Below are 21,589 nucleotides of genomic sequence, written 5' to 3'. Positions count from 1 at the left end.
TGCCCGGGCGAGCGTAGGCTCTCTGGCGTGCTTCTGTGCTTCTCGTCGAGTCATCGCACTGCGAACTTCGACCTCCTGGAACGGCTCGAGCGAAACGCTCCGGCCGTGACCGCCGCACTCGCGGAGCACAGCGAGGTCATCAGCGGGTCGGTCGTCCTAGCCACCTGCAACCGCTTCGAGGCGTACCTCGACATCGACGAGCCGCTGCCCGCCGCCCGCGCCGTGTCCGCGGAGACGGTCATCGAGGCCGTGAGCGCCGCATCCGGGATCGACGCGGACGAACTGCGCGCGTCGAGCACCGTGATCTGCGACCACGGCGTCGCCGAGCACCTGTTCGCCGTCTCCTCCGGGCTCGAATCCGTCGTGGTCGGCGAGGGCGAGATCGCCGGGCAGGTGAGGCGCTCGCTCGAGGCCGCACGCGCATCCGGCACGGTCACCAGCGAGCTCGAACGACTGTTCCAGGGCGCATCCCGCACCTCCAGGGGCGTGAAGAACCGCACCGGGATCACCACCGCAGGCCGTTCGATGGTGCGCCTGGCCCTCGACCTCGCGGAGAGCCGCGTGACCGACTGGTCGGCGTCCCGCGTGCTGCTGGTCGGCACCGGCGCGTACGCGGGAGCGAGCCTCGCCGCCCTGCGCGACCGCGGCGTGACGGACGTGCGCGTGTTCTCGCCGTCCGGTCGCGCGGCCAAGTTCGCCGTGTCGCACGCCATCGAGCCCGTGGAGCCCGGCTACCTGTTGGATGCGCTCGCCACCAGCGACCTCGTCGTCACCTGCAGCATCGCGACGGACCCCATCCTCACCAAGCCGCAGCTCGCCCAGGCGCTGCTGCGCCCGGAGGCCGTCGAGCGCCGCCTCATCATCGACCTCGGTCTCCCCCGCAACGTCGACGCCGCCGTCGCGGAGCTGCACGGCGCCGAACTGCTCGACCTGGAGACCATCAGCAGGCACGCACCGCTCGAAGAGCTGAACGCCGCGGAGGATGCGCGCAGCATCGTCGGCGCTGCCGCCGCCGAGTTCGCCGCCCAGTCCGCCGAGCAGGCCGTCACCCCCGCCCTCGTCGCCCTGCGCGGCCACATCTTCGACATCCTGGATGCGGAGATCGAGCGGGCCCGCGGACGAGGGGGCTCCAGCGAGCAGACCGAGGCCGCACTGCGGCACCTGGCCGGTGTCCTCCTGCACACCCCGTCCGTCCGCGCCCGCGAACTGGCCCGCGACGGCCAGGCGCAGTCGTTCGTCGACGCCGCGAACGCGCTCTACGGACTCGACATCGGCGATGTCGCCGAGCGCCGCCTGCGCGCGGTCGGCGACGAGAGCGCCGCATCCTGACCACAACCACGAGGAGGAACCGTGAGCGAAGCGGCTGACGACCCCCACGGCGCGACAGGGCTGCCGTACTCCGCGGAGGAGCTGCGCACCGAACGGCTGCTGCTGCGCCCGCTCAACACCGGCGACCTCGACGACGTGCACGAGTACCAGAAACGCAAAGACGTCGTCCGCTACCTCTACTGGGAGGTGCACGACCACGAGGAGTCGGCCAAGCACCTGAAGAAGCGGCTCGCGATGAACCAGCTCTCGGAAGACGGCGACGGCCTGGTCTACGCCGTCGAGCTCCCCGACCCGGAGGGCGGGCACGGCCGGGTGGTCGGCGACATGAGCATCTTCCTCAAGAGCAAGGAGCACGGGCAGGTCGAGATCGGCTGGGTGTTCCATCCGGCCGTGCACGGCCGCGGCTACGCGACGGAGGCGGCGGAGCGCGTGCTCGACATCTGCTTCGGCACGCTCGGCGCCCACCGCGTCTTCGCCCAGCTCGACCCCCGCAACGAGGCGTCCGCGCGGCTCTGCGAACGGCTCGGGATGCGCCAGGAGGCACTCCTGCGCCAGAACGAGATCTTCAAGGGCGAGTGGGGAGACACCGCGATCTACGGGCTGCTGGACTCGGAGTACCGCGCCCGCTGACCACCGCGCCCCGTGCATCCCGGGCATGGTCGATAGGATTGTCGGGCGGGCCGCGTCCCGGAACACCCCACAACTCGCAGGACACAGGGAGCACCATTGGCTGAACAGTCACGACTCGATTCGGTAATCACGCTGGCGCAGCACCGCGGCTTCGTGTTCCCCTCCGGCGACATCTACGGCGGAACGCGCTCCGCCTGGGACTACGGCCCCCTCGGCGTCGAGCTCAAAGAGAACATCAAGCGCGAGTGGTGGAACGCGTTCGTGCGCGGCCGCGGCGACATGGTCGGCCTCGACTCCGCGATCATCCTGCCGACCGCCGTGTGGGAGGCGTCCGGACACGTCAAGGTGTTCAGCGACCCCCTCACCGAGTCGCTCATCACCCACAAGCGCTACCGCGCGGACCACCTGTTCGAGGCGTACGAGGCGAAGCACGGCCACCCGCCGGAGAACGGCCTCGCAGACATCCCGGACCCCGACCACCCGGACAAGGTGGGCCAGTGGACGGAGATCCGCCAGTTCTCCGGTCTGATGAAGACCTACCTCGGCGTCGTCGACGACGAGTCCGGCGTGCACTACCTCCGCCCGGAGACGGCGCAGGGCATCTTCACCGACTTCGCCGCCGTGCTGCAGACGGCGCGCAAGAAGCCCCCGTTCGGCATCGGCCAGATCGGCAAGGCGTTCCGCAACGAGATCACGCCGGGGAACTTCATCTTCCGCACCCGCGAGTTCGAACAGATGGAGATCGAGTTCTTCGTCGAGCCCGGCACGGACGAGGAGTGGCAGCAGACCTGGATGGACCTGAGCTGGAACTGGTTCATCGAGCTCGGCATGACCCCGGAGAACATCCGCTGGTTCGAGCACCCCAAAGACAAGCTGGCGCACTACTCGAAGCGCACCGTCGACATCGAGTACAAGTTCAACTTCACCGGCAACGAGTGGGGCGAGCTGATGGGTGTCGCCAACCGCACCGACTACGACCTCAAGACGCACATCGAGAACTCGGGCAAAGACCTGAGCTACTTCGACCAGAACAAGAACGAGCGCTACGTCCCGTATGTGATCGAGCCGTCGTTCGGTCTCACCCGCGCGCTGATGGCGTTCCTGGTCGACGCGTACGACGAGGAGGAGGTGCCGAACGCCAAGGGCAAGACCGACAAGCGCACGGTCCTGCACCTCGACCCGCGCCTCGCGCCGGTGAAGGTCGCCGTGCTCCCGCTCTCCCGCAACGAGGCGCTCTCACCGCTGGCCCGGTCGCTCGCCGACCACCTGCGCAAGCGCCGCAACGTCGACTTCGACGACTCCGGGGCGATCGGCCGCCGCTACCGTCGCCAGGACGAGATCGGCACGCCGCTCTGCGTCACGGTCGACTTCGACTCGCTCGAAGACAACGCCGTCACGGTCCGCGACCGCGACACGATGCAGCAGGAGCGCATCCCGATCGACCAGCTCGACGAATACCTGGCGAAGCGCCTCAAAGAGATCTAGGCGCGCCACGCCCGGCGCCCACCGATAGCCGAGCCGTTCGTGGCACCACTAGGGTGGTGCCACGAACCGCGAGGAGATCGGGAGAGGGGCGATGGACGTCCTCTGGGGCATCCGCATCATCGACGGACCGGTCTACGCGACCTTTCTGGTGGCGAGCGCCGCCTTCGTGCTGTACCTCCTCATCCGGAGGCCGACGCCGCGCTGGATCGTCACCGCACTGCTCGGGATGCTCGGGGGCGCGGTGGTCGCGGTCGCCCTGTTCTTCCTCGTCAACGCGCTCGACGTGTTCGGGACCCCGCTGCCCCGGCAGGTGGCCTTCTGGCTGATGGGCACCTTCGCCGCTCTCGGGCTGGCGCTGGTGAACCTGTGGGCGTCGCACTGGTGGCGCAAGGTGCTCGCGCTGATCGGGATCGTGATCTTCGCCATCACCGGAACCCTCGGCGTGAACGCGTACTACGGCCTCGACCCGACGCTCGGCTCGCTGTTCGGGATCAGCACGGCCGGGAAGATCGACATCGACCAGCCGGTGAACACGTCGGCGCCCGACCCCACGCAGCCGCTGTACGAGACGTGGAAGCCGCCGGCGGACATGCCCAAGACCGGTCAGCAGGGCAGTCAGGTGATCCCGTCCAGCGGCTTCGACGCCAGGCCGGCTGGCATCTACCTGCCGCCCGCCGCCCTGGTGAAGAACCCGCCACGGCTACCCGTGGTGATCTTCATGATGGGCTACCCGGGCAACCCGGACCCGGAGTACATCGGCGGCGTGCTCGACACGTACGCCGCCGAGCACCAGGGGCTCGCTCCGATCGCGGTCGTCGCCGACCAGATCGGCACGAAGGGCGACCCGGCGTGCGAGGACTCGAACACGTTCGGCGCGGCGGAGACGTACATCACGAAGGACGTCCCGGCCTGGATCCGGACGCATCTCAACGTGCTCCACTCGCCGGCGGCGTGGACCATCGGCGGGTACTCCAACGGAGGGGCGTGCGCGTTTAAGTACGCGGCCGAGCATCCGGACCAGTACGGCAACCTGCTGGTGGTCTCGGGCGACGAGTACCCCGGCGTCGAGATCCAGCGGCAGACCATCGACCAGGTGTTCGGCGGGAGCACCGCGGCGTTCGACGCGGCCAAGCCGACCTCGATCCTCGCGGCGAACCCCGGACGATACGCGAACCTGACGGCGGTGTTCACGGTCGGCGGCAACGACCCGACCTTCATCCCCGGCGTGGAACGGAACGCGCAGGCCGCCGAGGCCGCCGGGATGCGCACGACCTACTACGTCGTCCCGGCCGCCGGCCACGTGGTCGACGCGCTCGACGGCGGCCTGACCAAGGACTTCGAGATCCTCTACCCGCTTCTCGGATTGAGCCGACAGTGAGATCGTGACGGAGGAGACCATGAGCACCACCGACACACAGACCACGGCAGCCCCGGATGCGCCGGATGCGCGCAGCAGGAAGGGCCGCAGACCGCCCGCGCCGTTCTGGCAGGCGGTCATCCGCTACGCCGGGGTGGCCCCGGCGAGCATCGCGCTCACCCTGATCGTCATCGTCACCTCGATCGTCACCGGCACGATGTGGAGTCCGGCCACCGGCGGAGACCAGACGATGCTGTGGGCGGCAGGCGTCGGCCCGACCATCGACTCCGGATACTGGTGGACGCCGCTGACGGCGCTGTTCGTGCCGGAGGATCCGGCGCAGCTGGTGATCGTCGTCGTGCTCGCGCTCACCCTCCTGGCGACGGCCGAGCGACTCATCGGGACGCTGAGGGCGAGCATCGCCTTCCTCGCCACCGGCGTGGTCGGGATCACACTCGGCGTGCTGCTGCAGTGGTCGGCCGCCTCGTTCGGCGAGATCTGGGCGACGACCACCGAGTTCGACTTCACGCTCGACCCGACCGTCGGCATCATCGGTGCGCTCATCACGGCGAGCGCGTTCGCCTCGGCACTGTGGCGGAGACGCATCCGGTTGCTGACGTTCGCGGTCGTGCTGATGTTCGTGCTCTACAACGGCGACCAGAACAACGTCTTCCGCCTGATCGCTGCCCTGCTCGGCCTGGGCCTCGGAACGCTGCTGCGGCCGGGCACGGTCAAGCGCATCCGGCGCAGCTCCCACGCTGAGACGCGCAACCTGATCGCCGCCCTCGTCGCGATCACCGCCATCGGCCCTCTGGTGGCGCTGCTGCCGCCCGGCGGGTTCGGGCCGCTCTCGTTCGTGAGCGCCCTGTTCGAGCACAAGCAGGTGGATGCGCAGACCGTCCTCGCCCAGTGCGACAAGGATTTCACGGCCAACTGCCGCCTCGACCTCGCGCTCGTCTCGGTCGACGGGATCGGCCCTCTCCTGCTCAGCCTGCTGCCCCTGGTGCTGCTGATCGTCACCGCCATCGGGCTGCGGCGCGGACGGCGGTTCGCGCTGATCCTCGGCTTCGTGGTCAACGCGGCCATGATCGTTCTGCCGTTCACCGCCCTGCCCGCCGGAAACCTCAGCATCGACGCCAACGACATCGAAGATCTCGCACCGGCCATCGAGCTGCTGTTCTGGGTGGCCGCGGCCTTCATCGTGCCTGTCGCGTCGATCATCCTGCTGATCGTCACCCGCCGACAGTTCCAGATCCGGGCGCCGCGAGCCGCCATCGTGCGGTTCGCGATCATCATCGTCAGCGCGTTCGTGATCCTCGCGATCTCGTACCTGATCGCCGGCCTGGCGTCGCTCACCGAGTTCGTTCCGGACGCGACCATCGGGGAAGTGTTCGCGTCGGCGCTGCGCCGGTTCGTCCCCGCCGGGTTCGAGTCGATCACCGGCACCGTGATCGTTCCGACCTCGGCGTTCGTCAGCATCCTGTACCAGTGGGTGGGGCCGGTGTTCTGGGCGGTGTTCGTGCTCGCGACGCTGCAGCTGTACCGGGCGACGGCGACCGGGCGCACGGTCGGAGACGAGGTGCGCTTCCGCGAGCTGCTCAAGCGCGGAGGCGGAGGAACGCTCGGCTTCATGGGCACCTGGCCGGGCAACGTCTACTGGTTCAGCGAGGACAGGGAGGCGGCCGTCGCGTACCGGGTCATCAACGGTATCGCGATCACCCTCTCCGACCCCGTCTGCGCCCCGGAGCGCGCAGAGCGCACCATCGCCGAGTTCGTCTCGTTCTGCGACGCCAACAGCTGGGTGCCGGTGTTCTACAGCGTGCACGGCGAGTACCTGCCGGTGTTCGACGCGCTGGGCTGGCAGTACATGTCGGTCGGCGAGGAGACGCTGATGCACCCGCAGACCTTCGATATGGCCGGCAAGCCGTGGCAGAAGGTGCGGCAGGCGCACAACCGCGGTATCAAAGAGAACATCACCACCCTGTGGACCACGTGGGATGAGCTTCCGCCCATCCTCGCCACCCAGATCACTGCGATGAGCGAGCAGTGGGTCTCCGAGAAGGAACTCCCGGAGATGGGCTTCACCCTCGGAGCGCTCGAGGAGCTGAAAGACCCGGACGTCGCGCTCTACCTCGCGCTCGATCCGGACGGCGGGCTGCAGGCCATCACCAGCTGGCTGCCCAGCTACCGGGACGGCCGGGTGGTCGGGTACACGATCGACTTCATGCGGCGCGGGGACGCATCCATCCCGGGCATCATGGAGTTCATCATCGCGTCGGCGGCGCTCAGGATGCAGGGAGAGGGCATCGAGGTGCTGAGCCTGTCCGGTGCTCCCCTCGCGACCAAGCCCGTCGTCGACGGAGAGGCTCCGGCGGACCCGACCACGATGGACCGGCTGCTCGGCTTCCTCGGCCGCACACTCGAACCGGCATACGGGTTCGCGTCGCTGTTCAAGTTCAAGAGCAAGTTCAACCCGACCTACGAGACGATCTACATGGCGTATCCGGACCCGGTGGCTCTGCCGGCGATCGGGAGCGCGATCGGCAAGGCGTACCTCCCGGATGCGCACGCCCGCGAATACCTGGCGCTCGCCAGGACGCTGATGAAGTGACGTAGGTTGGTGCCATGCAGGCCGACACCACCCGCACCGCCATGATCATCGGAGGCACAGGGCAGATCGGCGCTGCCGCCGCCCGGCGTCTCGCCGCCGACGGCTGGTCCGTCCTCGTCGCCCATCGCGGCAGCCATCCGGGCGACGCAGCCCTCGCCGACCTCGACGTCACCACCATCCGCCTCGACCGCGACGACACGGATGCGCTGCTCGCCAAGGCGCGCGGCCACGACCTGGTGCTCGACACGGTGGCGTACGAACCGCGGCACGCCGACCAGCTCGTGCGGCTGGCCGGCGACATCGGCTCGCTCGTCGTCATCTCGACCGGTTCGGTGTACACCGGCAGGAACGGCGGCTACCTGGACATCGTCACGGGGCCGGAGGATTTCCCCGACTACCCGATCCCGCTACGCGAGGACGACGCGACCGTCGACAACCGGAAGCGCACGTACTCGCCGCTCAAGGCGGCGATGGAGCGGCGGCTGCTCGCCGCGGACGACCTGCCGGTGAGCATCCTACGGCCGGGAGCCATCCACGGCCCGTTCAGCCCGGCGCTGCGCGAGTGGTTCTTCATCAAGCGCGCGCTCGACCGCCGCACTCGCGTGGTGCTGTCCGACGACGGGGCCAACCGGTTCAGCACGTCGTCGACCGTGAACATCGCCGAGCTCGTCGCGCTGTGCGCCGAGCAGCCGGGTCACCGCATCCTGAACGCGGTCGACGACGACAACCTGAGCGTCGCGGAGATCGCGCAGACCGTGTTCGCCGCTCTCGACAGGGAGGTCGAGATCGTCACCTTCCCCGGACCGCCGGTGGACGGGCTGGGCTCGACGCCGTGGACGGTCGCGCATCCACTGGTCCTGAGCATGGCACTGGCGACGGTCGAGCTGGGCTACCGCGCTCCGGTGACCTATGCGGAGTCGGTGCGCGCGGCGATCGACTGGGCCGTGCGCGAGGCCCACGCCGCGGAGCGCCGCGACGAGAGCTGGGAGGCGGTGTTCCCCGCGCTCGCGGACCGGGCAGCGGCCGACGGGTGGTTCGACTACGCGGCGGAGGATGCGTTCCTCGGCGGACGCTAGAAGACGTACTCCAGCAGGTCGGCGCCGACGGTGCGCATCCCGTCGATGACCGAGAGGCGGGAGGCGAGGCTCGCGTCGTCGAAGTACATCGACACCGCGTACGTGACGCCGGCGCGGGGCCCGCGGAGCACGCCGACCTCGCTGCGGACGCCGTGGTCCACTCCGGTCTTGTTGACGAGCAGGATGCCGTGCTCGGAGGTGCGGTGGGCGTGCGGGTCGAGGCCGAACGCGCTCGACACCAGCGAGAAGTCGCTGTTCAGCGACAGCCAGGAGATGACGCGCTGGCTGGTGGGGGCGTCGACGATCTCGCCGCGGGCGAGGGAGGAGAACAGCCAGGTGAGCTCGTTCGCGCTGCCGACGGAGAGCTGAGGAGCGTCGTCCGGGCCCCGGTGGTCGCGGACCAGGTCGAGCAAGGCCGTGCGGGTGAGGCCAAGCGCCTCGGTGCGGGCGCTCACGGCCTCCAGGCCGACACGGCGCAGCAGGACGTTCGTGGCCAGGTTGTCGCTGGTGGCGCCGACGAGCGCGGCCAGGTCGGCCACCGGAAGCGCGGGCGCCGCGAGGTGCTGCCAGATGCCCGAGTTGCCCACAGCATCCTGCGGGGAACGGTCGAGCAGGGCGAGCGGGCTCAGCTCGCCGGACTGCAGGCGGGCCGCCACCTCGACCAGCAGCAGCACCTTGCCGATGCTCGCGGTCGGCATGACGACGTGGTCGTCGACGGAGAACAGCACAGCGCCGGTGGTCAGGTCGGTCGCGCGCGCGGACACCTGCACGCCGCTGAGCGCCAGCTGACCCAGGGACGAGAATCCTCGGCTGAAATCCTCCGGCGCCACCGCCCCCCGATGCCGGCCGCGCCGAGGCGATGCATGCCTGCTGCGGCGTTCGGAATCCTGGGTCTGGATCGTCACGGGGATGGGTGGTCCTTCGTCCGAGTCTGGTCTTTCGGGTGCGGTCCCCCCGGATCCGCGTACGTGCGCCCGGGCGGGTTCCCCCGGCACAACACGCTCGATGTTACCCCGCGAAGAGGGGGCGGCGCTCACCCTCTTCGCGGGGTATCGAGACGGGCTACCAGATGGTGACGCGCTCCTCCGGCGCGAGCCACAGGGCGTCGCCCTCCGACACGCCGAACGCCTCGTAGAAGTCGTCGATGTTGCGGACGATCTGGTTGCAGCGGAACTCGTTCGGCGAGTGCGGGTCGATCGCCAGCAGACGGATGACCTCCTCGTCGCGGCCCTTCTGCTGCCAGGCCTGCGCCCAGCTGAGGAAGAACCGCTCAGCGCCGGTCAGGCCGTCAACCACGGGAGGCTCCTCGCCGTTCAGCGACAGCAGGTAGGCCTTCCAGGCGATGCCGAGACCGCCCAGGTCGCCGATGTTCTCGCCGATGGTGAGGGCGCCGTTCACGTGGTGGTCCGGCACCTGCGCGGGAGCGAGCGCGTTGTACTGCTCGATCAGGCTGCTGGTGCGTTCCTCGAAGGCCGCGCGGTCCGCCGCCGTCCACCAGTCCTGCAGGCGGCCGTCTCCGTCGAACTTGGAGCCCTGGTCGTCGAAGCCGTGGCCGATCTCGTGCCCGATGACCGCGCCGATCGCGCCGTAGTTGGCCGCAGCATCCCGCGTCTCGTCGAAGAACGGGAACTGCAGGATGGCCGCCGGGAACACGATCTCGTTGAAACCGGGGTTGTAGTAGGCGTTGATGGTCTGCGGCGTCATGAACCACTCGTCGCGGTCCAGCGGCTTGCCGATCTTGCCCAGCTCGCGGTTGAACTCGAACAGGCTCGCAGCGCGCACGTTGGCGACCAGGTCGGTCGGGTCGACCGTGAGCGCCGAGTAGTCGCGCCACTTCACCGGGTACCCGATCTTCGGCGTGAACTTCTCCAGCTTGTCGAGCGCGCGGTCGCGGGTCTCCTCGCCCATCCACTCGAGGGTCCGGATGCTCTGGCGGTACGCCTCGATGAGGTTGGCGACCAGCGCATCCATCGCCTGCTTGGCGGTGGGCGGGAAGTGCTTGTCGACGTAGATGCGGCCGACGGCCTCCCCCATCGCGCCCTCGACGAGCGAGACGCCGCGCTTCCAGCGCGCACGCATCTGCGGGGTGCCGGTGAGGGTGCGGCCGTAGAAGTCGAAGTTCGCCTCGACGAAATCGCCGGACAGGTACGGGGCGGCTCCGTGGATGATCTGCCAGGCCAGCCAGTCCTTCCACGACTCGAGGCGCTCCTCGGTGAGGAGCCCGGCGAGGCCCGCGGTGAACGACGGCTGCCGCAGCACGACCTCCGCGAGGGCGCCCTCCGGTGCACCCAGCGCCTTCTCCCAGATGCTGAGGTCGGCGCCGTCCGCGGCGTCGCCGGCGAAGAGGGAGGCGGCGTCCGCCCAGTCGTACAGGTTGTACGTCTTCTCCGAGTCGCGCGACTTCACGTTGTCCCAGTGCTGCGCGGCGATCTCCTTCTCCAGGTCGAACACGCGCTGCGCACGCTCCGGCGCATCCTGGAACCCGGCGAGCTCGAACATGCGCTGGATGTGAGAGACGAACGCCTCCCTGATCGGCGCGAAGGTGTCTTCACGGAAGTACGACTCGTCCGGCAGCGAGATGCCGGACTGCTCGACGAACACGAGGTAGCGCTCCGGGTTGCCCGGATCGTTGTCGACGAACAGCTGGTAGAAGCCGGCGAGGCCGTGACGCTCCAGTTTGCCGATGGTCTCCAGCAGGCTCGGGATGCTGTCCACGTCGCTCGCGAGCGCCAGCTGGCTCTCGATCGGCTTCGTGCCGAGGGCTTCGATGCGATCCTCGTCCATGAAGCTGGCGAAGAGGTCGCCGAATTTGCGCTCCTCCGTGCCCTCCTGCGCATCCTGGGCCGCTTCGATGATCTCGCGGACGGCCGATTCGGCCTCCTCCGCCAGGATCATGAAGGAGCCCCAGCGCGCCTTGTCCGCTGGGATCTCGGTGCGGGAGATCCATTTGCCGTTCACGTGCCGGAACAGGTCGTCCTGCGGCCGGACGGCGGGATCGAGTTCAGAGGTTTCGATGCCGGAAGTCAGGGTCATTCCGCCAGCCTACGGGGTTCGCGGCGCGGTGCCGAGAGCCCTGAGCCGGACGAACGTGGTGAGGAACAGCGCGGCGAGCACGAGCTCGACCAGCACGGACACGGTGCCGGATGCGCTGCCGAAGCCGACCACCGACAGCACGAGGTTCACGAGGGCGACCAGCAGGTAGCCTGCGCCGAGCACACCGCTGAGCAGCGGGCGCGCCGTCATGCGCCACCACGGGCGCGCGGCGGCCACCGGCTCGCCCGGCCCGCGGAAGACGCGGCTGACGAGATACCACCCGATGAGCTGCAGGATCGACACGGCGATGGAGCCGGGCTCCCAGCGCAGCGCGTTGAGGGCGAGCGCCAGCACCGCGTTGATCGCGAGCAACACGACCACGACGACGGTCTTCTGCACGGGTGTGGTGAAACGCATGGTCCAGCCAGCATCCCACCCGGCCACGCCGCGCCGCCCCGCGACGCGCGTGGCCCCCGGCGAGATGCCAGTATCTGTTGCCGACACGCCGCGCGGCGGCGCAGCTATTGGCGTCTCGCGGCGCGCGGCTCAGCCGAGGACGCGGATGGGGAAGGCGGTCAGCGCGCTGGACGGGATGGGCGCGAACAGGTCGCGGTGCCAGAGGCCGTCGTTGTGGCGGACGAGGATGTCGCCGCGGCCGTCCTGCTCCGGGTACGGGGCGAGGATGCGGCTGCCGGCGGGCAGGGAGTCGAGCTCGGACGGAGTCCAGGCTTCGGCGATGGGGTCGTGGGAATCGAAACGGATTCCGAGAGTGGTTGTCGTTGACATAGCTGTACTTCTTTCAAAGCGTGTGGGTGATCCGCCTCCGTCACGCGTCGACGCGTGACGTCCGCGACCGGCGCTCGGGATGAGCTGCCTCGCGATGGGGCGGTGGCGGACAGGTGGTCCGCGGTGGGAACGGCGCGTCTTCGGGGCGACGATGAGAGGAGCGTCAAGCCGACCGAAACGGTGTGTTCCGCATCCAGTGTAGCCGATCCGGTGGGAAACCGTGCGGGGAGGCACTCAGGAACGGGACGCGCGGACCTGTTCCCACTCGTCGATGAGCTCGGGCAGGCGGCCCTCCAGGAAGCGGTAGAAGCCCGCCATGTCGCGGAGGCGCTCGGTGGCCAGGGAGTCAGGATCGTCGACGGCGGCGATGCCGGCGTCGGCCTGGCCGGCGAGCACCGCATAGACCGGCGACTGCCGCACCATCGACGCGTACCAGTCGCTCGGCAGCTCGTAGCGGTCGCGGCGGCTGCCGGTCTGGGAGACACGTCGGATGATGCCGATGGTCTGCAGATACCTGACCGCCCCGGAGATGCCTGCCGGGCTCGCGGACAGGCGTTCGGCGAGTTCGGAGGCGGTCATCCCCTGCTGCTCGGTGACGGTGAGAGCCATCAGGACGCGCGCGGGCATCTTCGGGAATCCGGCGGCTGTGAGCACCGAGGCGGCGTGCTCGAGCACATCGTTGAGGGCCCGCTCGTCTCTCGCCACCCGCCTATCCTTTCATTTCCGTGCGCCGCACCACCCGCGCCGCATCACCCGATCGCGAAATCCCGACGACGGATGAGCACGGCGGCGCCGGCCGTCGCGACCACCGCGATTCCGAGCATCCAGTAGCCGCCCGTCCAGTCCGGGGTGCCGACCACCACGGGCGAGTGGGCGAACGGCGACAGGTCGTGCACCCAGGTCGGCAGGCCGATCAGGCCGCCGAAGATGCCGATGAACGCTCCGAGGCCGAGCAGCGTCCAGCCGAGCGGGATGGTCCAGGAGGGCAGCACCACGAACACCAGCGCGAGCACACCCAGGTAGACGAGCGCGACCGGCAGCTGGGCGGCCGCTGCGGCGAACGAGCTGTTGACGGTCGAGGCATCCTCCCCCGCGGAGACGGCAGCGAGTCCGGATGCGATGGCCGCGGCGAGCAGCACCAGCACGATCGCGATCACCCCCACCAGCAGGAACTGCAGGAGCCAGCGCACCCGAGACAGCGGCGTCGACATCAGCACCTCCGCCGCTCCTCCCGCCTCCTCCTGCCGCAGCCGGATGACCGCCTGGGTGGCGCAGGCCGCTGCGAGCACTCCGACGATGGAGAAGATCGCCGAGATGAAGATCTGGGTCATCGGCCCCGAGCCTCCCGCGCCGATCTGGCCGACGGCCTTGCGGATGTTGCCGAGGCTCGGGTCGTTGGCGATCGACGTGCTGACCACGCTGCCCAGCGCACCGGCGAGCAGCCCGGTGAACAGACCGCCGACGGTCCAGCCGAGGATGGTCGGCCACTGCAGGCGCCAGGCGAGGCCCAGCGGTCCGGCGAGCGTCGCCCGCGCATCCCGTCGCCCCGCCCGCTCCGGGATGAGGCCGGCACCGCTGTCGCGCACCGACTGCAGCGCGAACACCACCGCCATGAGCACCACCGCGAGACCGAGTTGCAGCAGCAGCGGACGCCAGTCGTTCGCACCGTACGGGTCGAACTGCTCCCCCCAGCCGATCGGGCTGAGCCAGGTGGGCCAGGCGCTCACCAGATGGCTGCCGTCCCCGGTGATCGTGCCGGAGGCGTCGCCGATGCCGCGCAGCAGGTACGCGAGCACGACCACCGCGGAGGCGAAGCCGTTGGCGCCGCGCGAGGTCATCATCAGCTGCGCGAGCAGCAGGCCGACCGCGAGGAACGCGATCCCTGCGCCGCCGACCGCTGCTCCGGCGGCGAACGACCCGGAGGCCGGCAGCCCGGCCGCGATGAATCCGAGACCGGTCGCGACGGCGAGCAGCACGTTCGCGAGCACGCCGTGGATGAGCGTGGCGACCGTCGGCAGGATGCGCGCAGCAGGAGTCGACGCGATCAGCTCCGCTCTGCCCGATTCCTCCTCCGCGCGCGAGTGCCGCACGGCGAGGAAGGTCGACATCAGGCCGGCCAGCAGCGCGAGGAACGTGAAGATCTCGAAGAACGTCACGGCGGCGAGCCCCGTGCCCTGCGGGAGCCCGCGCAGCATCAGGACGGCCGGGTTGGCGATGGCGAGCTGCATCAGCTCCGCGCGGCTTTTCGCATCCCCGTACGTGTTGCTGATGCTCGCGGCGGAGAACAGCGCAAGGAGCGCGATGCCGAGAATCCAGATGACCAGCTGCCAGCGGTCGCGCCGGATGCGCTGCCGCAGCAGCACGGCGAGCGTGCGACCCGTGCTCTGGTCGCGGCGGGCGGCCGAGTCTCGGTGCGTCGCCGGCCCGGCTGGACGACTCGTGGACTGCGTTGCGGTGGTCATCGTTCGTTCGCCCCCGCGAGCTCGTCGCCGTAGTGGCGCAGGAACAGCTCCTCCAGCGACGGAGGGGCGACGGTGAGGCCCTGGGTGTCCAGCTCGGCGAGCGCGGAGAGTACGCCGGAGAGCTTGTCGGAGTCCGCGGTGAAGCGCACCCGCCCATCGGAGGTGTGCAGGTCGTGGGCGTTCGGGATGCGCGCGAGTTGCGCATCCGTGATCCCGTCCGCCACGAAGGAGACCTCGGTGCGGGTCAGGTGCCGCAGTTCGGAGAGCGTGCCGGACTCCACGGTCCTGCCCGCCCGGATGATGCTGACCCTGTCGCAGAGCTGCTCCACCTCGGAGAGGATGTGGCTCGACAGCAGCACCGTGGCGCCGTCGCCGGCCACCCGCGCGATCTCGCTGTTGAAGGTGGCCTCCATCAGCGGGTCGAGGCCACTGGTCGGCTCGTCCAGGATGTAGAGGTCTGCCGGGGTGGCGAACGCCGCGACGAGCGCGACCTTCTGCCGGTTGCCCTTGGAGTACGCGCGGCCCTTCTTGGTGGGGTCGAGCTGGAAGACGTCGATCAGGCGCTTCTTACGCTCGGCGTACACGGCCTTGTCCGCGGTGCCTCCGCGCAGCCGGGCGAGCAGGTCGATGGACTCTCCTCCGGACAGGTTGGGCCAGAGGCTCACGTCGCCAGGGACGTATGCGATGCGCCGGTGCAGGTCGACGGCGTCCTTCCACGGCTCCCGGCCGAACAGGGTGGCGCGACCGCCGCTGGCCTTGGCCAGACCGAGCAGGATGCGGATCGTGGTGGACTTCCCCGCGCCGTTCGGCCCGAGGAAACCATGCACCTCGCCCGCGGAGACGGAGAGGTCGAGACCGTCGAGTGCGCGCACCCGACCGAACCGCTTTTCGAGGCCGACGGCCTCAATGACTGTGTCCATGAGCGATGACTTTACGCTTGTTTCAGTAATTTCTGAATATTCCTAACGGAATCTTTACGGGGAGGCGCCTGTGCCATATGGTCGGTGCGTGCCCCTCGCTCTCATCACAGGAGCGGCGCGGGCCGACAGCATCGCTGCCGGGATCGTGCCGCGGCTGCGCAGCGACGGCTGGGAGGTCGTCACCAGCGATCTCGCCGACGTCGACTACCCGTGCGACCTGTCGACCGCCACGGGACCGGGGGAACTGATCGCCGCCGTCACGGCGGAGCGCGGTCCGATCGGGGCGCTCATCCTGAGCCACGCCCACGACGTCGAGTCCGGCATCCTCGACACCACGGCCGAGAGCTTCGACAGGCACGTGGCGATCAACACCAGGGCGAGCCTCCTGCTGATCGCGGCGTTCGCGCGCCAGGTCGGCCCGGGCGGCGGCGCCATCGTCGCGCTGACCAGCGACCACACCACGGGCAACCTGCCGTACGGCGCATCCAAAGGGGCGCTCGACCGCATCGTCATCTCGGCGGCGCGCGAGCTCGGCCCGCTCGGCATCTCCGCCAACGCCGTCAACCCGGGGCCGATCGACACAGGGTGGATGAACGACGAGGTCCGGGCGGCCCTCGCCCCCGCGCATCCACTCGGCCGCCTGGGCGCACCGGCCGACATCGCCGCCGTCGTGTCCTTCCTCGTCTCCGACGAAGGACGGTGGGTCTCCGGGCAGCTCCTGCACACTGACGGCGGGTTCTCCGCCCGGTTCTGAGCGGGAGACGGAACGGTGGCGGGGTGGCAGCCGGTGCGGTTCGGTAGCGTTGGGGCGTCGTGACGTCATCCTCCCTCCGCCCGGTCGACCGGGACATCCTCCGCCTCGCCGTGCCCGCGCTCGGCGCGCTCGTCGCCGAGCCCGTCTTCCTGCTGGCCGACTCCGCGATGGTGGGTCACCTCGGGGTGGCGCCGCTCGCCGGGCTCGGGATCGCGAGCGCGATCCTGCAGACGATCGTCGGGCTGATGGTGTTCCTCGCGTACAGCACCACCCCCGCCGTCGCCCGGCGGCTCGGGGCCGGTGACCTGCGCGGGGCCGTCGCATCCGGGGTCGACGGATGCTGGCTGGCGCTCGGGCTCGGCATCGTGCTCGCGGTGGGCGGCTGGTTCGCGTCACCGGCGCTGGTCGGCCTGTTCGGCGCATCCACTGCGGTGTCGGAGGCGGCCACCCGCTACCTGGAGATCTCGATGCTCGGGCTGCCGGCGATGCTGCTGGTGTTCGCGGCGACCGGTCTGCTGCGCGGGCTGCAGGACACGAAGACCCCGCTCGTGGTCGCGGTGGCCGGGTTCGCGGTGAACATCGTGCTCAACTACCTCTTCATCTACGTGGCCGGGCTCGGCATCGCGGGGTCCGCGGTGGGCACGGTCGCGGCGCAGTGGGCGATGGCGGCCGTGTACCTGGTGATCGTCGCCGTCAACGCCCGGAGGGTCGGGGCGCCGCTGCTCCCCCATCACACCGGACTCACGAGCACCGCCCGCTCCGGCAGCTGGCTGCTGCTGCGCACGGCCAGCCTGCGCGCGGCGATGCTGCTCGCGGTGTTCGCGGCCACCAGGCTCGGGCCGGACGAGCTCGCGGCGTTCCAGGTGGCGATGACCGTGTTCGCGACCCTGGCGTTCGCCCTGGATGCGCTCGCCATCGCCGCGCAGGCCCTGGTCGGCAAAGGACTCGGCGCCGGTGACCTCGACGGGGTGCGTGCGGTGCTGCGGCGGTGCATCCAGTGGGGAATCGGGGCAGGCGTGGTGCTCGGCGCCGTGGTGCTGCTCACCAGCCCGGTCGCAGCGGGACTGTTCACCGGGGACGCCACGGTCGCCGCGCTGCTGCCGCCGGCGCTCGCCATCGTGGGCATCGGCGCACCGCTCGGCGGCTACGTGTTCGTGCTCGACGGCGTGCTGATCGGCGCAGGCGACGCGCGCTACCTGGCGCTCACCGGGCTGGCGAACGTGGCGGTGTTCGTGCCGCTCGCGGTGGCGGTGGTCGTCTGGGGAAGCCACGACGCCGCCGGGCTGGCGTGGCTCACGGCGGCGTTCGCGTTCGGGTACATCGGCGCGCGCGCCGTGACGCTCGGACTCAGGGCGCGCACCACCCGATGGATGCGCGCCGGAGCAGTGGTGTAGCGGAGGCCGCTCCGTCCGCTGCTACGCCAACCACTCCCGCGCGGCCACGACCAGGGCGCGCACGCCGGTGTCGATGGTCGGCTGGGCGAGCGGCGCGAAGTGCGGGGAGTGGTTGGACGGGATGTCCGTCTCCGCCGTGCCCGCCGCCATCGCCGCCGCGACCTTCTGGGGGTCGCCGCCGCCGAGCATCCAGTACACCAGCGGGACGCCGACCGCGGTCGCGAGGTTGCCGACGTCCTCGCTGCCGGAGATCGCACCGGGGTCGAAGATGCGGTCCTCGCCGAACTCCGCCGCGAACGCGCCGTTGGTGCGCGCGGTCGCCTCCGGGTCGTTCACGGTGACCGGGTAGCGCTCCCCGTACTCGATGTCAGGCGGCACGTCGGCACCGGATGCGGTGGCCTCCGCCCTGATGATGCGCTCCACCGACGAGAGCACGCGGCCGCGCACCTCCTCGCTGAAGCTGCGGATGCTGATGCCGAGGGCGGCCTCGGCGGCGATGATGTTGTTCGCCGTGCCGGCGTGCAGCGAGCCGACCGTGACCACCGAGGTGTCCTGGGCGGCGACCTCGCGCGACACCACCGTCTGCAAACGCATCACGGTCGCCGCGGCCATGACGACCGGGTCGATGGTGGTCTCCGGGCGCGAGCCGTGGCCGCCGCGGCCGTGCAGGACGACCTGCATGGTGTCGACCGCAGCCATCGCCGGGCCGGAGTGGGCTCCGAGCATCCCGGCGGGAAGAGGGGTGACGTGCTGACCGAGCACGATGTCGGGCGTCGGGACCTTGTCGTAGAGGCCGTCCTCGACCATCACCTGCGCGCCGCCGCCGTGCTCCTCGGCCGGCTGGAAGACGGCGACGAGCGTTCCCGACCAGTCCGCGCGGTCGGCGACCAGGCGCTCGACGGCTCCGAGGAGGCAGGTGATGTGGATGTCGTGGCCGCACGCGTGCATGACGGGGACGGTCGCGCCGGTGTGGTCGACGCCGGTCTGGGTGGACGCCCACTCGAGGCCGGTGTCCTCCAGCACGGGCAGCGCATCCATGTCGGCGCGCAGCAGCACGGTGGGGCCGTCGCCGTTGCGGAACACCCCGGCCACGCCGGTGACGCCGATGCCGGTGACGACCTCGACCCCCAGGTCGGTGAGCGCGTCGGCGACGACACCGGCGGTGCGGTGCTCGGCGAAGGAGAGCTCAGGGTGGCTGTGCAGGTCGCGGTACAGGGCTTCGAGATCCATGAGGCTCAGCCTAGGCGGGGAGGGCGGGTGCGCAGGAGGTTCGACGCGCGATGGGTGCGCCCGGTTCGGGATGCGCGCCCATCAGTGCGCGCGCGGAGCCGCCGTGGTGTTGCCCAGGTGGAAGACGCTCGTGAACGTGGCGGGGTGGGCGACGCCGCCCTCCAGCATCTCCACGATCGCCGCCCCCGCCGCCCTGCCCTTGTCGATGGCCGGCTGGACGAGGGTGGTCAGGTCGTACGGCCAGAGCCCGTCGACGCGGACGCCGTCGAAGCCGACCACGCTGAGGTCGGCGGGCACGGCCAGCCCGACCTCCTCCGCCGCGCGGATCACCCCGGCGGCGAGCAGGTCGCTCTGGGCGATGATCGCGGTCGGACGGTCGTCCGGATCGTCGAGCAGTGCGTGCCCGGCGATGCGGCCCTCCTCCACGAAGGAGCCGCGGGTGACGTAGCCGCCCGCATCCGGGAACACGTCGCGGACGCCGGACAGGCGCTCCAGGGTGGTGTTCGAGCTTCCGGCGGCGAGACGCTCGTCGGTGAGCGGGCCGCGGGCGCGGTCGCGGGTGAGCGAGAGGGTGACGACGGAGACGTCGGTGTGGCCGAGGTCGGCGAGGTGCTGTGCGGCCACGCGGGTGGCCTCCCGGTTGTCCTGGGCGATGGTGAGGACGTCGTCGGCCGGGTCGCCCTCGATCGCGACCAGCGGGATGCCGCGCTGGCGGAGCATCGCGACCGACTCGTCGAGCCGGGGGCTGCAGCCGATGAGCACCACCGCATCCATCGGGGCGTCCTCGATGCGCTGGGCGGCCTCGCCGGCGTCGGTGAGGATGAGGAGTCCGGCGTCGATGGCGGCGATCTCGTCGGAGATGCCGTCGAGGAGCGCGATCTTGATCGGGTCGCGGAAGGCGTCGCCGACACGCTCCTCCATCACCACGCCGACGATGCCGGAGCGGCCCCGCCGCAGGGAGCGGGCGCGCGGGTCGGGGCCCGCGTAGTTGAGCTCTTTGGCGGCGGAGAGGACGCGCTCTCTGGTGGCGTCGGAGACCGGGCCGGTGCCGCTGAAGGCGAGGGAGGCCGTCGAGTTGGAGACGCCGGCCAGCCTGGCGACGGCGGCGAGCGTCGGACGGACGCTGCCGGCCGCTCCTGCTTCGGGGGTCGTGCTCGTGTCGTTCACGTGTGGTAGCTTAGTCGAATCGTTTCGATCGAAACGATTCGAGTACCATTTCGCCCCTCTCACCCGCAGGATAAGCCGATGTCGCAGACGACCCCGACCAGCACCAGAAGCCGGCGCGAACTGCTCGCCTGGCGCAATGCGGTGTTCGTGATCTTCATCCTCAGCGGCCTGTCGCTGGCCAGCTGGGTCGCCCGCATCCCGGGAGTGCGCGACGGCCTCGAACTCGGCAAGGACCCCTCGGCGGTCGGGCTGCTCATCCTCGGGATGTCCATCGGCGCGATCGTCGGCCTCGCCGCGTCGTCGCCCATCCTGATCCGCTTCGGCCCACACAAGGGCATGGTGGCCGGCCTGTTCATCGTCTCGGTGGGACTCGTGCTCGTCGGCGTCGGCGCTTCCGTCGCCCACTCGGTGCCCGTTGTGGCCATCGGGCTGATCCTGCTCGGCTTCGGCAACGGGATGGTCGACGTGATGATGAACGTCGAAGGCACAGCCGTCGAGCGCGAGATCGGCAAGACGCTGATGCCGCTGATGCACGCCTGCTTCAGCCTCGGCACGGTCATCGGCGCCGGGGTGGGAGCCGCGGCCGCCGCGCTCGGCATCGACGTGTCCTGGCACCTCGCCGTCATCGCCGTGGTGGTCGCCGTGTCCATCGTGATCGCCGTGCGCTACGTGCCGCGCGAGGCCGACCTCGGCGACGAGGTGGCGGAGAAGCCCGCCGTGCCGTTCCGTCAGCGGATGCGCGACGGGCTCGCCGTGTGGGCCGACTGGAGGCTCATCCTGATCGGCGTGGTGATGCTCGGCATGGCCTTCGGCGAAGGATCGGCCAACGACTGGATCTCGCTCGCCGTGGTCGACGGACACGACCAGAGCAACTCGACCGGCGCCCTCGTCTTCGGGTTCTTCGTGGCGGCCATGACGCTCGGCCGCGTGCTCGGCGGACCGATCGTCGACCGCATCGGCCGCGTCCTCGCCATCCGCATCACCGCGGGCCTCGGTGCGGCGGGGCTGCTCATCTTCATCCTCGGCGGGCCGCTCTGGCTGGTCGTGATCGGCACGGTGCTGTGGGGCTTCGGCGTCTCGCTCGGCTTCCCGCTCGGGATGTCCGCCGCGGCGGACGGCGCGGCCAACCCGGCCGCCCGCGTCTCCGCCGTGGCGATCATCGGCTACTGCGCGTTCCTGGTCGGGCCGCCGGTGATCGGCTTCCTCGGCAAGGAGTTCGGCCTGCTCAACGCGCTCTACCTGGTGCTGGTGCTGCTCGTGGCGGCGTTCGTCGCCGCGGGCGCCGTGCGCCCCTCCACGACCGCGGCGCCCGCCGCCGCAGACCCCGCCGCCTGACCCTCTCCGCCGCCCCGCTC

18 protein-coding genes are annotated in these 21,589 nt (G+C 70.2%); 9 read left to right on the top strand and 9 right to left on the bottom strand.

The window, feature by feature from the left end; all coding sequences use genetic code 11:
* Positions 1–27: 27 nt before the first annotated feature.
* The 6 genes from AC1ROC_RS17640 to AC1ROC_RS17615 all read left to right on the top strand — a co-directional run bounded on the left by AC1ROC_RS17640 (position 28) and on the right by AC1ROC_RS17615 (position 8,488).
* Entirely contained in the window at positions 28–1,329 is a 1,302-nt protein-coding gene (locus AC1ROC_RS17640; protein WP_493001732.1) for a glutamyl-tRNA reductase, read from the top strand.
* Positions 1,330–1,350: 21 nt separating this feature from the next.
* A complete protein-coding gene (locus tag AC1ROC_RS17635; protein ID WP_247597239.1) occupies positions 1,351–1,959 on the top strand; it encodes a GNAT family N-acetyltransferase in 609 nt (202 codons plus the stop codon).
* Between the two features lie 96 nt (positions 1,960–2,055).
* Positions 2,056–3,444, top strand: coding sequence for a glycine--tRNA ligase (locus AC1ROC_RS17630; protein ID WP_493001731.1), 1,389 nt, complete (start codon positions 2,056–2,058; stop codon positions 3,442–3,444).
* A gap of 91 nt (positions 3,445–3,535) precedes the next feature.
* Positions 3,536–4,822: an alpha/beta hydrolase gene (locus AC1ROC_RS17625; protein WP_085367603.1), complete on the top strand. Its 1,287-nt coding sequence runs from the start codon at positions 3,536–3,538 to the stop codon at positions 4,820–4,822.
* Between the two features lie 19 nt (positions 4,823–4,841).
* On the top strand, positions 4,842–7,412 hold the full coding sequence (locus AC1ROC_RS17620) for a bifunctional lysylphosphatidylglycerol flippase/synthetase MprF (protein ID WP_085367602.1): 2,571 nt from the start codon (positions 4,842–4,844) through the stop codon (positions 7,410–7,412).
* A 14-nt stretch (positions 7,413–7,426) separates the two neighbouring features.
* Positions 7,427–8,488: an NAD-dependent epimerase/dehydratase family protein gene (locus AC1ROC_RS17615; RefSeq protein WP_085367601.1), complete on the top strand. Its 1,062-nt coding sequence runs from the start codon at positions 7,427–7,429 to the stop codon at positions 8,486–8,488.
* On the opposite strand, the gene AC1ROC_RS17610 is transcribed toward AC1ROC_RS17615, so the two are convergent.
* The 7 genes from AC1ROC_RS17610 to AC1ROC_RS17580 form a co-directional block, all read right to left on the bottom strand.
* Entirely contained in the window at positions 8,485–9,393 is a 909-nt protein-coding gene (locus AC1ROC_RS17610; RefSeq protein ID WP_434950859.1) for a serine hydrolase, read from the bottom strand. The two genes, AC1ROC_RS17615 and AC1ROC_RS17610, sit on opposite strands and share 4 nt — an antisense overlap.
* Positions 9,394–9,550: 157 nt before the next feature.
* Positions 9,551–11,521, bottom strand: coding sequence for a M13 family metallopeptidase (locus AC1ROC_RS17605; RefSeq protein ID WP_085367599.1), 1,971 nt, complete (start codon positions 11,519–11,521; stop codon positions 9,551–9,553).
* 9 nt (positions 11,522–11,530) lie between these two features.
* Positions 11,531–11,938, bottom strand: coding sequence for a hypothetical protein (locus AC1ROC_RS17600; RefSeq protein WP_085367598.1), 408 nt, complete (start codon positions 11,936–11,938; stop codon positions 11,531–11,533).
* A 129-nt stretch (positions 11,939–12,067) separates the two neighbouring features.
* A complete protein-coding gene (locus AC1ROC_RS17595; RefSeq protein WP_085367597.1) occupies positions 12,068–12,307 on the bottom strand; it encodes a hypothetical protein in 240 nt (79 codons plus the stop codon).
* A 234-nt stretch (positions 12,308–12,541) separates the two neighbouring features.
* Positions 12,542–13,012 (bottom strand): GbsR/MarR family transcriptional regulator, encoded by a 471-nt coding sequence (locus tag AC1ROC_RS17590; protein WP_168688342.1) that lies wholly within the window; start codon positions 13,010–13,012, stop codon positions 12,542–12,544.
* Between the two features lie 44 nt (positions 13,013–13,056).
* Entirely contained in the window at positions 13,057–14,769 is a 1,713-nt protein-coding gene (locus AC1ROC_RS17585) for an ABC transporter permease (RefSeq protein ID WP_247597238.1), read from the bottom strand.
* Positions 14,766–15,689: an ABC transporter ATP-binding protein gene (locus AC1ROC_RS17580; protein WP_085367594.1), complete on the bottom strand. Its 924-nt coding sequence runs from the start codon at positions 15,687–15,689 to the stop codon at positions 14,766–14,768. Before AC1ROC_RS17580 ends, AC1ROC_RS17585 begins: the two co-directional genes overlap by 4 nt.
* 88 nt (positions 15,690–15,777) lie before the next feature.
* On the opposite strand from AC1ROC_RS17580, the gene AC1ROC_RS17575 reads away from it, so the two are divergent.
* Positions 15,778–16,443: an SDR family oxidoreductase gene (locus tag AC1ROC_RS17575; RefSeq protein WP_493001730.1), complete on the top strand. Its 666-nt coding sequence runs from the start codon at positions 15,778–15,780 to the stop codon at positions 16,441–16,443.
* Between the two features lie 59 nt (positions 16,444–16,502).
* Positions 16,503–17,837: an MATE family efflux transporter gene (locus tag AC1ROC_RS17570; protein ID WP_493001729.1), complete on the top strand. Its 1,335-nt coding sequence runs from the start codon at positions 16,503–16,505 to the stop codon at positions 17,835–17,837.
* 21 nt (positions 17,838–17,858) lie between these two features.
* Here AC1ROC_RS17570 and AC1ROC_RS17565 read toward each other — a convergent pair whose 3' ends face one another.
* Both AC1ROC_RS17565 and AC1ROC_RS17560 read right to left on the bottom strand, forming a co-directional pair.
* The gene (locus AC1ROC_RS17565; RefSeq protein WP_493001728.1) at positions 17,859–19,067 is read right to left on the bottom strand and encodes an amidohydrolase; all 1,209 of its coding nucleotides are present in this window, start codon (positions 19,065–19,067) and stop codon (positions 17,859–17,861) included.
* An 81-nt stretch (positions 19,068–19,148) separates the two neighbouring features.
* Positions 19,149–20,234 (bottom strand): LacI family DNA-binding transcriptional regulator, encoded by a 1,086-nt coding sequence (locus AC1ROC_RS17560; RefSeq protein WP_493001727.1) that lies wholly within the window; start codon positions 20,232–20,234, stop codon positions 19,149–19,151.
* Positions 20,235–20,312: 78 nt separating this feature from the next.
* Between AC1ROC_RS17560 and AC1ROC_RS17555 the strand changes: the two genes are divergently transcribed.
* Positions 20,313–21,569 carry an MFS transporter gene (locus AC1ROC_RS17555; protein ID WP_085367590.1) on the top strand — a complete coding sequence of 419 codons (1,257 nt, stop codon included), beginning with the start codon at positions 20,313–20,315 and terminating at the stop codon, positions 21,567–21,569.
* Positions 21,570–21,589 lie beyond the last annotated feature (20 nt).

The sequence above is a fragment of the Leifsonia sp. GW821-FHT13C05 genome (assembly GCF_058806515.1).
The sequence above is the reverse complement of the archived record's forward strand: the minus strand, read 5'-3'. Positions and strand labels throughout refer to the sequence as shown.